Genomic DNA, 14,120 nt, shown 5'->3' on the forward strand with positions numbered 1-14,120 from the left:
CGATTCATAATACTTGATTAAGAATCATGAAATGATGATACGTTTTACTAGAAAGCCGTTACTTGATCTAAACTAACATCTGAAACTCTCTACTTACGAAAAACCAAGCCTCGCCACGCTATGAATCTGTCGCTTCGAACTGCAATTATTTTTGCCACTCTTTTGGGCTTATTGCTGCCCTCTGGTGTAAATGGCTATATCAGCCTGACCCGCCAGTTGGACAACGCCCAGCGCCAGATCAGCCTGGATCACCAGCGTATTGCCGATATTCTGGTACTGGGCATGCAAGAGCCACTCTGGAATCTGTCTCCAGATGCTGGCAAACCCCTGCTGGAATCCGTCATCAGCGATGAGCGTATTGTGCGCATCACCGTCAACGACTCCACACTGGGCCTGTTTATTGAGGCCAATAAGCCTGAGCGCCGCCGCGGACATTTGCACTCACTCACCCGGGTGGTGAGCAAGCAGGGCAGCAATATTGGCACCATTACGATTGAGCTGGATGATGGCAATGCCACCACCCGCATCCGCAGCGAACAACGCCTTTATCTGGCAGCAGTACTGCTGCAGATTGTGCTTAGCCTCGGGCTAATTTTATTACTGCTTGAATCTAGGATTATCCGCCCGCTGGCCGAACTATCCCGCCAAGCCATTCAGCTGGCCCGCCGTGAGCTGGATGAAGCCTTTGTCTGGCGGCGCAGCGATGAAATCGGCACCTTAGGGCAGAACTTGGAAACCACGCGAAAATCACTGAAAGACCTGATTCTGACGCTGGAACAAAAAAACCTACAGCTGGAAACCGACATCCTCGGCCGCAGGCAAATTGAGCTGGCCCTACGCGCCAGCCAAGATCGCTACCGTAGGCTGGTTGAATCCACACATATCATCCCATGGGATGCCAACCCAGACGAGTGGCGGCTCACCTATGTGGGCCCGCAGGCTGAAGCACTGCTGGGCTATCCGCTGGCCCAGTGGTACCAAGAAGGCTTTTTATCCAGCTATCTGCACCCGGACGACCGGCATCATGCTTATCGTCTATTCAGCGAAACCAGCAAAACAGGTGTTTCTGAATTTGAATGCCGTTTTTTAAGCAGCAGCGGCGAAGAGAAATGGGTACTGCTCACGGCCTCCGCACAATGCGATGCCAATAACAAACGTACTTTGCAGGGTTTTATTATTGATATCAGCGAGCGCAAACAGGCCGAGTTGGATATGGAGCGCTACCGCAACCACCTTGAAGAAGTCGTAGAAGCCCGCACCCGCGCGCTAGCCTCTGCCAATCACGAGCTGGAAGCGTTTTCTTACTCGGTATCGCACGATCTGCGCATACCGCTTCGCACCATAGAAGGCTTCAGTCAGGTGCTGCTAGAAGACTATATCGGCTCGCTAGATGTAAATGCCCGCAACTATTTAGCGCGTATCCGCAGCACAACGCACAATATGACCAGCCTGATTGATGATTTACTCAATCTGTCCAAGCTGACTCGTATTGAAGTGCGCTGCCAGAACATTAATCTGAGCGCCTTAAGCGAAGAAATTGTTGATGAATTCCGCAGTCTGCAACCCCAGCGGCAAATTGATATTCAGATTGAAGAAAATCTCAGGGCCCATGCAGACCCTAAGCTGATGCTGATTGCACTCAGACATTTACTTGATAATGCATGGAAATTTACCGAGCGCACCCAGGATGCAAAAATCAGCATTGGTGCAAATGAGATCAATGGCCAGACCGTTTTCTATATTCAAGACAACGGAATCGGCTTTGACATGGCCCATGCCAATAAAATATTTTCGCCTTTCCAGCGCCTGCACTCTCATACCGAACTCACTGGCAATGGCATTGGCCTGGCCATCGTCCAGCGGATTATTCACCGCCACGACGGGCGCATCTGGGCCAAATCTCAGGCAGACAGCCAAACCATTTTCTACTTCACCCTGCCCAATAAACCTCTGGCAGATCACCGTTTGCCGCATTGACTCAAAGTGGCAAGATCCACAAAATCTGTAAATCTCTTTTCATTTACAGAACGATTGTTCTATAATCACTCATCTATTTAAACAGCGCTCGGGACACACACATGGACGACAACAAGAGCAAGGCACTCGCCGCGGCACTCGCGCAAATCGAACGTCAGTTCGGCAAAGGCGCCATCATGAAAATGGGCGAAAATCAGATTCAAGGTGATCTGCAAGTGGTTTCCACCGGCTCCCTTGGCTTAGATCTGGGCCTTGGTGTTGGCGGCTTACCCCGCGGGCGCGTTGTTGAAATTTTCGGGCCAGAATCTTCTGGTAAAACCACGCTCTGTCTGCACGTTGTAGCCGAAGTACAAAAACTTGGCGGTGTAGCCGCTTATATCGACGCCGAAAACGCACTTGATCCTGTTTACGCCAGCAAACTCGGTGTAAACGTATCCGAAATGCTGATTTCACAACCCGACACCGGCGAGCAAGGCTTAGAAATCGCCGATATGTTGGTTCGCTCCGGCGGCGTAGATATCATCGTGGTCGACTCGGTTGCAGCCCTTACTCCCAAAGCCGAAATCGAAGGCGAAATGGGCGATGTGCACGTGGGCCTGCAAGCGCGCTTAATGAGCCAGGCACTGCGTAAGCTCACCGGCAATATCAAGCGTACCAATACACTGGTGATCTTTATTAACCAGCTGCGTATGAAGATTGGCAATATGATGCCAGGCCAAAGCCCTGAAACCACCACCGGTGGTAATGCGCTTAAATTTTACGCATCGGTTCGTCTTGATATCCGCCGTATTGGCGCGGTTAAAAAAGGCGACGAGATCATTGGTAACCAAACCAAAGTGAAGATCGCTAAAAACAAAGTGGCTCCGCCTTTCCGTATTGTGACCTTTGATATTCTTTACGGCGAAGGGATCAGCCATGAAGGCGAAATCATTGAATACGGCGTAACGCATAAAATTGTTGAAAAAGCCGGTGCATGGTATAGCTATAACGGCAATAAGATTGGCCAAGGGATGGAAAACTCCCGTCAATACCTGAAAGACAACCCTGAAGTTGCTGCTGAAATTGAACAGAAAATTCGTGCAAAATTAGGCGCAGGCGGCTTACTGCCAATCGATCCTGCCGCTTTGCTTGATGATGGCAAAGAAGAAGAGCTGGATGCTTAAGTAGTTTGACCCGTCCCCTCTTCCCCAGAGGGGACGGCTATCGGTTCACCCATACGAACCGGTGCAATAAACAGAGTTATAAATGACGACCGTTCTGCGTAACAAAGCCCTGCAACACCTTGCCCGCCGGGACCATTCGCGCGGTGAGCTGCGACTTAAACTCCTTCCTTTTGCAGATGACCCCAGTGAAGTTGATGCGGTACTCGACGATTTCATCGAGCGAGGCTGGCAATCTGACATCCGCTTTGCCGAGCAATGGGTGTTCTACCGCTCCCAGCGCTATGGCCCGCAACGCTTGCGTGCCGAGTTGCAACAAAAAGGGGTCTCCAGCGACATTATTTCCAGCGTAATGGAAGAACACGGTGACACCGAGCTGGAACAAGCCCGTGCACTGTGGCGAAGAAAATTTGGCAGCCCGCCCCAAGACCCCAAGGAAAAAAACAAACAGCTGCGCTTTCTCATCAGCCGTGGTTTTTCTGTATCTGTGATTTACAAAGTCGTGGGAGGGGAGGATGAGGATTATTGAGGGAGATCTGCCCATTGAAACCCACTATTGAACCACAAAGGGCACAAGCATTAGGGTTTCTGGCTATTCAATAATCAAATACTTCGCGGGGATAGCACAGCAAAATCAACGTACCGAAGGCAATGATCGTTGCATCTCATCTGTGAAGCCTCTACAAAACTGGCCGCATTTGCGCCTTATTGATGTAGTGCTGCTTCATCTTGTGCTGTGCATAGGGGTAAAGCTTCATCACTTTAGCCACGTAGCTTTGTGTTTCAGGGTATGGCGGCACCCCTTTGTAGCGGTCTACTGCTTTTTCTCCTGCGTTATAGCTGGCGGCCACCAGCACCACATTGCCCTGATAGCGATCAAGCAGCCAGCGTAAATAACGCACCCCGCCCCTGATATTCTGACTGGCATTAAATGCATCGCGCACATTAAAGCGTTCTGCTGTTCCCGGAATTAACTGCATCACCCCCTGCGCTGATTTAAGCGACAAAGCCTGCGGATTAAGCTGAGATTCCACCCTAGCAATGCTCAAAGCAAACTGCGGATCAACATCGTGCCATAAAGCAATTTGCTGCACGATGCGGGCAATTTTCTGCTGGTTGGCATTCAGTGCAGGTAAAGTAGGCGCAGCCAGCTCGGGCAATTTTTCCGGTTTAACCTCAGACAATATGCAAGGTGGCAGCACGCTTGCGCCAAGCCTGATTGTTTCCAACATCGCATGCGCACGCACATGCCCCTGCTCTGCAGCGCTGGAGAACAAAGTGGAGGCCATTTTCCTGTTTTCCGGTACGCCCTCGCCAAACGCATACAACATACCCAAGCGATATTGCGCCTCAACAGACCCCTTTCTTGCCGCAGCACAATAAAGAACCGCAGCCCCCCAGGCATCCTGCGACTCCAGCTTTGCCGCGGCCAGTAAACTTTCCTGCAGCAAAGGTGCATCACCTACATCAGAGACAGGGGCAAGCACCAGTGCCGTGCTAAAAATCAAACTCAGCATCATCACCCCCTCAGTAATAAGCTGCTAACAGCTTATTACTGCAACAACAAACCGATGGTTCCAACAGACCAGAGGAGCATAAAACAGTGAGCCCCCTAACAGCCCACTTTCTTAAGTCATCGGCCTTGAACGCATAAAATCAAGCAAAATTCTGACCTTCGCTGGCAGATAGCGGGCACTCGGATAGACGGCATAGATGCCGCCTGCAGGCATCGTCCATTCGGGCAACAAATGCACCAAGCGCCCCGCCGCCAGATCTTCAGCCACCATAAAATCGGGCAAGACCGACAAGCCTGCACCGCTTCTAACCAGCGCCAGCACAGAAGACGGCGCGCTGGCCCGCATCACCGCCCTCATCCTGACTGTGCACGATTCATCTCCATGGTTAAACTTCCAAGTCAGCGGCGCTTGTAACCGAGTCATCGCCACCCAGGGTAGTGTGGCTAAATCCTGAGGATGCTTGAGCTCAGGATGCTGTGCCAAACAACCAGGCGACGCCACCACGCATTCGGCAAACTGCGCCAGCTTAACCGCATGCAGGGCAGAATCCTGCAATCGACCCAAACGAAACGCCACATCAATCCGTTCGGCCAGCAGATCCAGCACCTCATCCGTGGCCAGTAATTCAATTTCCAGCTGAGGGTGCAACACAGCAAACTCAGCGAGAAGCGGAGCCAGCACCGCACCGGCATAATCCACCGGTACGGTAATACGCAGCAGGCCCGATGCCTTCACCTGCCCAAGCCGATCAAGCGCTTCATTGGCCGCTAGCAGCAGCGGGGCAATATCGGCATAAAGCTGCTCGCCAATTTCGGTAAGCAGTACTTTACGGGTACTGCGCGTCAGCAGCGCCACCCCAAGCTGAGATTCCAGCTTACTAATCTGCTGGCTCACCAAGGATTTAGCCATCCCCAGCCTGTCGCCAGCCGCAGTAAACCCTCCCGACTCCACCACCGCCACAAAAGTGGCTAGGCGATTTAAATCCAACATAAGGCTGTTCTCGTTTATTGGTTTATGAAATGGGCAATAGCCCACGCATGCACTCACCAATTTGCTTTTACATCCGCAAGCAAAGCTAGAGCGTAATAACTCCACGCTCGGCACAGGGCTTTTATCCTCCCCTGAAAACACGCCGAGCGAGGAACAAGCGGGGCGGGGTTGTCGTCAATTCGTGTTTGAGCGAAGCGAGTTGACACAACGCCGCTGTCCGCAGCGAGGGGCTTTCGTGGTTGTGAGTTTGTCGCTTGGCTTCGTTTCTTGGCGACGCAAGAAAGGAAGGTCCGGCGGGACGCCCGCACCTAAATCAATGTGCCGAAGGCACTAAAAAGATCTTTTTGAATTTACTTCGCACACCGAAGCTTTCCATCCTACATTGTTCCATATTTATAAACATTCAATTCTTAATTGGCGTATTTATCTAATCAATCAACACAGGCAAGATAGCAGCATATTTTTCAGGACACACAAAATGCTGCATCTTTTATTTGATCCCCTTTGTGGCTGGTGTTACGGCGCAGCGCCGGCACTTTCTGCATTAAAAGCAAACAGCCGGCTGCAATGGCAACTGCACCCAACGGGGCTGTTTTCCCATCCTCAAGCGATGAATGCAGAGATGGCAAGCTACTTTTGGAGCAACGATCAGCGCATCGCCCAAATGACAGGTCAGGAATTCAGCCAGGCTTATAAAGAACAAATTTTAGCCGACCTAGATACGCCATTTGATTCAAGCGCCTCCACTCTGGCTTACTACCTGATCAGTCAGGCCGTACCCGATCAATCGGTGGATGTACTGCACCGTGTACAACAACTGCGCTACGCCAAAGGCACGCAAGACACAGCCGCCTTTATTGAGCTGACAGTCGAGTTTGGCTTAGATGCCGAACAATTTGCCCAAGACTTTGCAGCAGGATGGCCCAAAGAATTACGCGCTATAACACAGAAGGCTCAGGCCCTAATGCAAGAAAACGGCTTACGCGGTGTACCCACACTCCTCTTGCAAAAAGGCGAGCAACTGTCTGTTGTTCCCAGCGCTTTGATGTACCAGGACCCGCAAGATTTAATCGATTTTGTAGCAAAGCAACACCCGCTTCACTCTTAACTTATATTCAAACAAGGAAACACCATGAAAATCGCAATCATCGGCGCAACAGGTTATGTCGGCTCTAAGCTCTTAAACGAAGCACTTGAGCGTGGCCATCAAGTCAGCGCCTTGGTACAAAACATCAGCAAACTACCTGCTCACGCAGCCCTCACAGCCGTTAAAACAGACGTCAACAACGAAGCAAGCTTAAGCGCACAATTAGCGGGCCATGATTTGGTGATCAGCGCATTCAGCGGCCATGCGGCAGGCGATGTTTATCAATATTTTGTAGATGGCTTTCAGCACATTCTGAACAGCGTAAAAGCATCTGCTGTACCCCGCTTTTTAGTTGTGGGCGGCGCGGGTAGCTTAGAGGTCGCCCCTGGCGTGCAAGTAGTAGACACCCCTAGTTTTCCTGCTGAATGGAAAGGCTCGGCACTGGGTGCCCGTACAGCGCTAGAATTACTGCGTAAAGAAAGCACACTGGATTGGACACTACTCAGCCCATCTGCTCATTTAGAGCCGGGCACACGTACCGGTCAATTCCGCTTAGGTGGCGATCAATTATTACTTGACGCTCAGGGTGAGAGCCGCATCTCGGTAGAAGACTTTGCCGTAGCCATGCTCGATGAAGCAGAAAATGCCCAGCACAGCCGTCAACGCTTCACCGTAGGCTACTAAGCTCACGCTTCAGCCTACCCAGCTGACCTAAGCAAGAGGCTGCTCACCCCAAATAAACAAGGTGAGCAGCCTCTTGGGTTTGCCAGTTAATGCCATGCCATCCACGGCATGGCGTATAAAAATTCAAACAATCGTCATTAACGATCATTAAGTCACTCAATCATAAAATGTCCCGCTATTTGTGCGCACTTAACTCAGCGTACAATCACGCACCCTTATCTTCTTTTAAAAAGCCTGAAGCATGCGTTATTTCCCCCCTTGGCTGATTTTACTAGGTGCACTAACTGCGCTTGGGCCACTTTCTATAGATATGTATTTGCCAAGCTTTCCTGCTATTGCACACAGTTTAGGCAGCAATACCGGCTCGGTTCAGCTCACCCTGGCCAGCTTTTTCACAGGCCTTGCTTTAGGGCAGGCCATTTACGGACCGTTTAGTGACCGCTTTGGCCGTAAGCCTCCCCTTTATTTCGGCCTGATTGTTTATATTTTGGCCAGCATAGGCTGCGCTATTGCAAGCGATGTAAACCAATTGATCGTATTGCGCTTCTTACAAGCCCTAGGTGGCTGCTCAGGCATGGTGATTGCCCGTGCCGTGGTGCGTGACCGCTGCAATGTGCAAGATTCTGCCAAAGCTTTTTCTACCCTCATGCTTATTATGGGTCTTGCCCCAATTCTGGCCCCGCTTGCGGGTGGCTGGATGCTTGGCGTACTCGGCTGGCGCTCTATCTTCGCCTTTCAAGCCTTATTTGCTGCTGGCTGCTTACTGAGCCTGCATTTTAGCTTTAAAGAAAGCCACGATACCCAGCACAGCAGCGCACTGGAATTAGGCAAGGTATTAAAAGGCTATGGCACGCTTTTAATCGATAAAGAGTATATGCACCACACCATGACCGGCGCTTTTATTATGAGTGGCTTTTTTGGTTATATCGCCGGATCACCTTTTATTATTATCGAGCTATTTGGCGTGGCTCCAGAAAACTACGGCTGGGTGTTTGGATCTAATGCAGCTGGTTTTATTATCAGCGGCCAACTAAACGCACGCTTGCTTAAAAACAACAATACTGAAGCCATTGTCAAGCATGCACTTTGGCTGCCCGCGCTCTCTGGCCTGGGATTATTACTCTTACAAATCACGGGCCTGCTGAATTTCCCACTCCTGTTAATTGGCTTATTTGTATTTATTGCCAGCACCGGCTTTATCACGCCCAATACCGGTGCAATGGCCATGAAAAACCATGGCAAACAAGCAGGACTTGCCTCTGCACTGATGGGCACGCTGCAATTTGGCTGCGCCACTTTAGCAGGGCTAATGATTGGCGTATGGCACGACGGCACCCCCCTTCCCCTGCTCACCCTTTTGGCGATTTGTGGTGGTGGAGCATGGCTGCTTAATCGTGTGGGGCACCCACGTTTACTTGTGGCAAATAGCTAACATCAAGAAAATGGTGCCTAGGCCTTAAGAGCAATAACAAAGACAGCGCACTCACAGAGAAAGCCCGCCCCCTAGCCCCCTTTCACAAGGGGGAACTCAAACAAAAACGGCTTAAATGACCGGTATTACTTTGCATGGGGCTCAGCCCCCCCCCTTGAGGCCACGACTCGAGAAACAAGGCGGGGTTTCTTTGAATCTGCTTAAGCGAGCGAAGCGAGTGAGTCCGGCTGCCGCAGGCCTGATTGCCCGCACTAAGGAGCCCTAGTGCGGGCAGGCGGTCTTTTTGCTTAGTACCCATACTGTTTCCTAGCACATTCATGCGCATTAAAAATGGGCCTACTCTAAATTTATAAAAGCGAATCGATGCATTAGATTTCAAAACTAAGCAGGCCAGCCGCCACCCTGCAAAAACAATGACAAAGTAATATAAGCACCGCCAGCACACCGTCAGCTCCCCCTACTAAGATGCAAGCTCACCCCCTTATTAACAGGGCGCTACCCTGATGATGGGCTTTCATTTAGAATCAATACTTTCGTATTCACCGAATACCGACCCTACACACTATGAAATCAAACGAAATCCGCCAGAAATTCCTCGACTTCTTTGCCTCTAAAGGCCATCAAGTTGTTAACTCCAGCCCACTTGTGCCAGGTAATGATCCAACGATCATGTTTACCGTGGCCGGCATGGTGCAATTTAAAGATGTGTTTCTGGGCTTTGATAAGCGCAATTACACCCGTGCCACCACCAGCCAAAAATGCTTACGTGCAGGCGGCAAGCATAATGATTTGGAAAATGTGGGCTACACCGCGCGTCACCACACCTTCTTTGAAATGCTCGGCAACTTTAGCTTTGGCGATTACTTCAAACGTGATGCGATTCATTACGCTTGGGAATTTCTGACCGGCCCAGAGTGGCTGGCTATTCCTAAGGAAAAACTGTTAGTTACGGTTTACGCCTCGGATGACGAAGCGTTTGAAATCTGGAATAAAGATATGGGCGTGTCTGCGGATAAAATCATCCGCATTGGCGATAATAAAGGCGGTACCTATGCCTCAGATAATTTCTGGGCGATGGGCGACACCGGCCCTTGTGGCCCTTGTACGGAAATTTTCTACGACCACGGCGATCATATCTGGGGTGGCCCTCCGGGTAGCCCGGAAGAAGACGGCGATCGCTTTGTAGAAATCTGGAACAACGTCTTTATGCAATTCAACCGCGATGCAGACGGCGTCATGCACCCGCTGCCTAAGCCATCGGTTGATACCGGCATGGGGCTGGAGCGCCTGTCTGCCGTGCTGCAAAAAGTACATACCAACTACGAAACAGATTCCTTTGTGGCCCTTTTGCAAGCTGCAGCGGCCGCAACGGGCGTGCCTTACAATCAGACCACCCCGTCGCTTAAGGTCATTGCTGACCATATCCGCGCGTGTTCCTTCCTGATTGCTGATGGCGTATTGCCAAGCAATGAAGGCCGTGGCTATGTATTGCGCCGCATCATTCGCCGCGCCGTGCGTCATGGCTATAAGCTGGGCCAAAAGAAATCCTTCTTCTTTACGCTGGTTGCCGCACTCGTAGCCGAAATGGGCCACGCCTACCCAGAGCTGGTACAAAAACAAACGCTGATCGAAGAAACACTAAAATACGAAGAAGAGCTATTTGCCAAAACGCTGGAAAACGGCATGGCCCTGCTCGATACTGCCCTAGCAGGTGGCAAAACGGTATTGGATGGCGCAACCGCCTTCAAACTCTCAGACACCTACGGCTTCCCGATCGACTTAACTGCCGACGTTTGCCGCGAGCGCAATGTCAGCGTGGATATGGAAGGCTTTGAAGTGGCGCTGAACACCCAACGCGCGCAATCCAAAGCAGCCGGTCAATTTAAAGCCGTAACCGGCCTTGTATACGACGGTGAGGCCAGCTGTTTCCACGGCTACACCAAAAGCACCCAAGCCGCCAAAGTATTGGCGCTCTTCCGTGGCAGCGAGCCGGTTGAAGCACTGAACGCAGGCGAAACAGGCGTGGTTGTGCTGGATCACACCCCGTTTTACGCCGAATCAGGCGGCCAAGCGGGTGACGTAGGCAGCATTCGTGCTGCTGGCGATATTCTGTTTGACGTGACTGACACGCAAAAAGTGAAATCCGATGTATTTGGTCATCAAGGCACGGTAAATAGCGGCAGCCTAAAAGTAGGCGACGCCGTCACCGCCAGCATTGATTTGGCCAAACGCCAAGCCAGCCAGCGCAACCACAGCGCCACTCACCTTTTGCACGCCGCACTTCGCACCGTACTTGGCACGCATGTAGAACAAAAAGGCTCGCTGGTCACCTTTGAGCGCACACGCTTTGACTTTAGCCAGCCAAAACCGGTCACCCCAGCTGAAATCGCCCAGATTGAAGCGCTGGTGAACGAAGAAATCATGCGTAACGACGCCGTTTCTGCAGCAGAAATGAGCTTTGACGATGCGATTGCCGCTGGCGCGATGGCACTGTTTGGCGAAAAATACGGCGACGATGTACGCGTATTGCAAATGGGTGAATTCTCTACCGAGCTATGCGGTGGCACGCACGTTGGTCGCACGGGTGATATCGGCTTATTTAAGATTGTGGCCGAAGCAGGCATTGCCGCAGGGATTCGCCGCATTGAAGCCATCACGGGTGAAGCCGCTTTAGCTCTAGTGCAAGCACAGGACAGCGAAATCAAAGCGCTGGCTGCAATGACGCAATCTAAGCCGGGCGAGCTAATCGCTAAGCTAGAAAAACTGCAAGCCGAGCTGAAGCTGGCCCAGAAAGAAGTGCAAAGCCTAAAAGGCCAAATGGCCTTTGCCCAGCTCGACAGCCTGATTGGTGGTGGTCTGCGCAGCATTAACGGCATCAAATGCCTGGCTGCCGTGGTGGAAGGTGCAGAAGGCGCTGTCTTGCGTGAAATGAGCGACAAGCTCATGGACCGCCTGCAAAGCGGCATCGCCCTCCTTGCCAATATATCAGAAGGCAAAGTCAGCCTGATCGCCCGAGTCAGCAAAGACTTAACTGGCAAAGTAAAAGCGGGCGAGTTAGTCAACTTTGTGGCCCAACAAGTGGGCGGCAAAGGCGGCGGCAAGCCGGATATGGCGCAAGCGGGCGGCAGCGAACCAGAAAACCTGCCAAGCGCACTGGAAAGCGTTCCAGCTTGGCTGGAAGGCAAGCTCTAAGCGAGCTATTAGCTTTAAAAAAAGGGTCGCTCTTCATCTTCGAGCGGCCCTTTTTTATCCATTCTGAGAACGAATGATCGTTTAACCCTATCGCCGTGTGGATAAATGCCGCTTCAGTTGTAAAAACAACCTTTTCATACAGCAACAACATCGCTTATCCCTTTAGTATGCGTCAGTAATATTCACCTCAAATGCAACTGACTTGCACAGAAGCGCAATAAATTGCTATTGTAAAAAAGGAAAAATAAAAACAAGTAAAAAGGATACGTTTGTGAAAGGTTTATTTGAAATGGCAGCATGGCAGCGAGTACTGTGCGTGCTGCCTTTATTATTGCTGCTTTGGGTGTTGACAGACTGGGCTTTGCAAGCATGATGGAAGTCCACCACCTTACGCTGTGTTATCGCGACCGGGCTGCGGTACATTCCCTCTCTGGCCGCTTTGAAACCGGCAGTCACACCGCCATCGTTGGCCCGAACGGCGCAGGCAAATCGACCTTGCTTTCTGCCCTTGCAGGCATCAAAACGCCGGATGAAGGCCATATCCATGCCCACGGCAAGGTGGCGTTTCTGGCGCAGCTTTCAACACTGGATAAACAATTCCCCCTTACCGTCAGAGAGCTAGCCCTAGCCGGTGCATGGTCGAGGTGTGGCCCATGGCACGGCTTATCCAAACAAGACCGTGAGCAAGCAGACAGCGCCTTAGAGCAGGTTGGTTTGAGTGACTTTGCCAATGCCCCCATTAGCAATTTATCCGGCGGTCAGCTGCAACGCGCCCGTTTTGCCCGGCTGATTGTAGAAGACGCCGATGTGCTGCTGCTGGACGAGCCCTTTGCCAATGTTGACAGCAATACCATAGACAAGCTTTTGGAAGTGCAGCATCAGTGGCATCGCATGGGAAAAACACAGATCACCGTTTTGCACGATATTTCGCAAGTACGGGCGCATTACCCGCAAACCCTGCTGCTGGCCCAATCGGCCATTGCATGGGGCAACACGCCTGAGGTGCTGACTGAACCGCTGCTGGCCGAAGCCAATCGCCGCGCTCAGCACTGGCGCAATGATGCGGCCTGGTGCGAGGTATGCGAATAATGGCTCAATTTGAAATCATCACTGCAATCAGCGAATTTGCCTTTATGCGCCGCGCACTGGTTGGCAGCATGGCGCTGGCCATGGGCTGCGCCCCTGTTGGCGTCTTACTGCTACTCAGGCGTATGTCCTTGTTTGGCGATGCCCTGTCGCACGCCGTTCTACCTGGTGCTGCGATTGGCTTTTTACTTGGCGGCCTAACCCTGCCCTGGCTGGCCGGCGGCGGCCTGATCGCGGGCCTGCTGGTTGCCCTTGCCGCCAGCGTGGCGGCCAGAAAATCGCGCCTCAATGAAGACGCCAGCTTTGCAGGATTTTATTTACTGGCACTGGCCATTGGCGTGCTGATTGTTTCTAAATGGGGCAGCAGCGTCGATCTGATCCACCTTTTATTTGGCTCGGTACTGGCCATTGACGACCCCTCACTGCTGATTGTGAGTGGCGTGGCCAGTATTACCCTGCTTTGGCTGGCCATTGAATACCGCGGCATTGTGCTGGAATGCGCCGATTCTGGCTTTATCGCCGCCACCAGCGGCAATGGCATGCGCTTTCATATTGGCTTTATGGTGATTGCCGTACTCAACTTTGTGGCCGCATTTCAGGCCATGGGCACGCTGATGGCCGTGGGATTGATGATGCTCCCCGCCGCTACCGCCCGGCTGTGGGTAGAACGATTACCAATGTTGTTTGCAGTTTCATGGCTGGTCGCATTATTTGCCTGCATCGCGGGCCTGATCGCATCTTACCAATGGGATTTACCCTCAGGCCCGGCCATTGTGCTGATCGCTGGCGGACTGTACTGCTTATCGCTCCTCTTCGCCCCCTTCGGCTTATTTATCCGCCGAAAAGCGAGGCACCATGCGGTTTAGATGGATAGCAAAACCCAGATCTTGAACCACGCGAAGCGGGGCGCAGACGCCGGGGAGGCCTTCTTTCGCTTCCTTTCTTGGCCACACAAGAAAGGAAGGCCCGCGCGGGGGCTCCCGCACCAAAATCAA

11 protein-coding genes are annotated in these 14,120 nt (G+C 51.8%); 9 read left to right on the forward strand and 2 right to left on the reverse strand.

Translation table 11 applies throughout. The features are described 5' to 3' along the window. Positions 1–120: 120 nt before the first annotated feature. The 3 genes from DYD62_RS12640 to recX all read left to right on the forward strand — a co-directional run bounded on the left by DYD62_RS12640 (position 121) and on the right by recX (position 3,666). Positions 121–1,977: an ATP-binding protein gene (locus DYD62_RS12640; RefSeq protein WP_115227666.1), complete on the forward strand. Its 1,857-nt coding sequence runs from the start codon at positions 121–123 to the stop codon at positions 1,975–1,977. 101 nt (positions 1,978–2,078) lie between these two features. After that, a complete protein-coding gene (recA, locus tag DYD62_RS12645) occupies positions 2,079–3,140 on the forward strand; it encodes a recombinase RecA (RefSeq protein ID WP_099397616.1) in 1,062 nt (353 codons plus the stop codon). Between the two features lie 82 nt (positions 3,141–3,222). Continuing rightward, positions 3,223–3,666, forward strand: coding sequence for a recombination regulator RecX (gene recX / locus DYD62_RS12650; RefSeq protein WP_115227667.1), 444 nt, complete (start codon positions 3,223–3,225; stop codon positions 3,664–3,666). A gap of 151 nt (positions 3,667–3,817) precedes the next feature. On the opposite strand, the gene DYD62_RS12655 is transcribed toward recX, so the two are convergent. Together DYD62_RS12655 and DYD62_RS12660 are read right to left on the reverse strand one after the other, a co-directional pair. Further along, positions 3,818–4,657, reverse strand: coding sequence for a transglycosylase SLT domain-containing protein (locus tag DYD62_RS12655; RefSeq protein ID WP_115227668.1), 840 nt, complete (start codon positions 4,655–4,657; stop codon positions 3,818–3,820). Positions 4,658–4,765: 108 nt separating this feature from the next. Continuing rightward, positions 4,766–5,644, reverse strand: coding sequence for a LysR family transcriptional regulator (locus DYD62_RS12660; RefSeq protein ID WP_115227669.1), 879 nt, complete (start codon positions 5,642–5,644; stop codon positions 4,766–4,768). Between the two features lie 478 nt (positions 5,645–6,122). Between DYD62_RS12660 and DYD62_RS12665 the strand changes: the two genes are divergently transcribed. The 6 genes from DYD62_RS12665 to DYD62_RS12695 all read left to right on the forward strand — a co-directional run bounded on the left by DYD62_RS12665 (position 6,123) and on the right by DYD62_RS12695 (position 13,991). After that, positions 6,123–6,752: a DsbA family protein gene (locus DYD62_RS12665; RefSeq protein WP_115227670.1), complete on the forward strand. Its 630-nt coding sequence runs from the start codon at positions 6,123–6,125 to the stop codon at positions 6,750–6,752. Between the two features lie 24 nt (positions 6,753–6,776). Continuing rightward, positions 6,777–7,415 carry an NAD(P)-dependent oxidoreductase gene (locus DYD62_RS12670; RefSeq protein WP_115227671.1) on the forward strand — a complete coding sequence of 213 codons (639 nt, stop codon included), beginning with the start codon at positions 6,777–6,779 and terminating at the stop codon, positions 7,413–7,415. Positions 7,416–7,656: 241 nt separating this feature from the next. Next, complete coding sequence (locus DYD62_RS12675) at positions 7,657–8,847, forward strand: multidrug effflux MFS transporter (RefSeq protein WP_115227672.1); 1,191 nt, start codon at positions 7,657–7,659, stop codon at positions 8,845–8,847. 564 nt (positions 8,848–9,411) lie between these two features. After that, entirely contained in the window at positions 9,412–12,039 is a 2,628-nt protein-coding gene (gene alaS / locus DYD62_RS12685; protein WP_115227674.1) for an alanine--tRNA ligase, read from the forward strand. 297 nt (positions 12,040–12,336) lie between these two features. Then, complete coding sequence (locus DYD62_RS12690) at positions 12,337–13,128, forward strand: metal ABC transporter ATP-binding protein (RefSeq protein WP_207916408.1); 792 nt, start codon at positions 12,337–12,339, stop codon at positions 13,126–13,128. Beyond that, complete coding sequence (locus DYD62_RS12695) at positions 13,128–13,991, forward strand: metal ABC transporter permease (RefSeq protein ID WP_115227676.1); 864 nt, start codon at positions 13,128–13,130, stop codon at positions 13,989–13,991. Before DYD62_RS12690 ends, DYD62_RS12695 begins: the two co-directional genes overlap by 1 nt. Positions 13,992–14,120 lie beyond the last annotated feature (129 nt).

It is taken from the genome of Iodobacter fluviatilis (genome assembly GCF_900451195.1).
GTDB lineage: Bacteria > Pseudomonadota > Gammaproteobacteria > Burkholderiales > Chitinibacteraceae > Iodobacter > Iodobacter fluviatilis.

Excerpts from the sequence above, each read along its gene's own strand:
- recX (WP_115227667.1), top strand. The coding sequence starts at position 3,223 with ATGACGACCGTTCTGCGTAACAAAGCCCTGCAACACCTTGCCCGCCGG.
- DYD62_RS12690 (WP_207916408.1), top strand. The coding sequence starts at position 12,337 with ATGGCAGCGAGTACTGTGCGTGCTGCCTTTATTATTGCTGCTTTGGGT.
- DYD62_RS12665 (WP_115227670.1), top strand. The coding sequence starts at position 6,123 with ATGCTGCATCTTTTATTTGATCCCCTTTGTGGCTGGTGTTACGGCGCA.
- DYD62_RS12640 (WP_115227666.1), top strand. The coding sequence starts at position 121 with ATGAATCTGTCGCTTCGAACTGCAATTATTTTTGCCACTCTTTTGGGC.
- DYD62_RS12675 (WP_115227672.1), top strand. The coding sequence starts at position 7,657 with ATGCGTTATTTCCCCCCTTGGCTGATTTTACTAGGTGCACTAACTGCG.
- DYD62_RS12670 (WP_115227671.1), top strand. The coding sequence starts at position 6,777 with ATGAAAATCGCAATCATCGGCGCAACAGGTTATGTCGGCTCTAAGCTC.
- DYD62_RS12695 (WP_115227676.1), top strand. The coding sequence starts at position 13,128 with ATGGCTCAATTTGAAATCATCACTGCAATCAGCGAATTTGCCTTTATG.
- recA (WP_099397616.1), top strand. The coding sequence starts at position 2,079 with ATGGACGACAACAAGAGCAAGGCACTCGCCGCGGCACTCGCGCAAATC.
- DYD62_RS12655 (WP_115227668.1), bottom strand. The coding sequence starts at position 4,657 with ATGATGCTGAGTTTGATTTTTAGCACGGCACTGGTGCTTGCCCCTGTC.
- alaS (WP_115227674.1), top strand. The coding sequence starts at position 9,412 with ATGAAATCAAACGAAATCCGCCAGAAATTCCTCGACTTCTTTGCCTCT.
- DYD62_RS12660 (WP_115227669.1), bottom strand. The coding sequence starts at position 5,644 with ATGTTGGATTTAAATCGCCTAGCCACTTTTGTGGCGGTGGTGGAGTCG.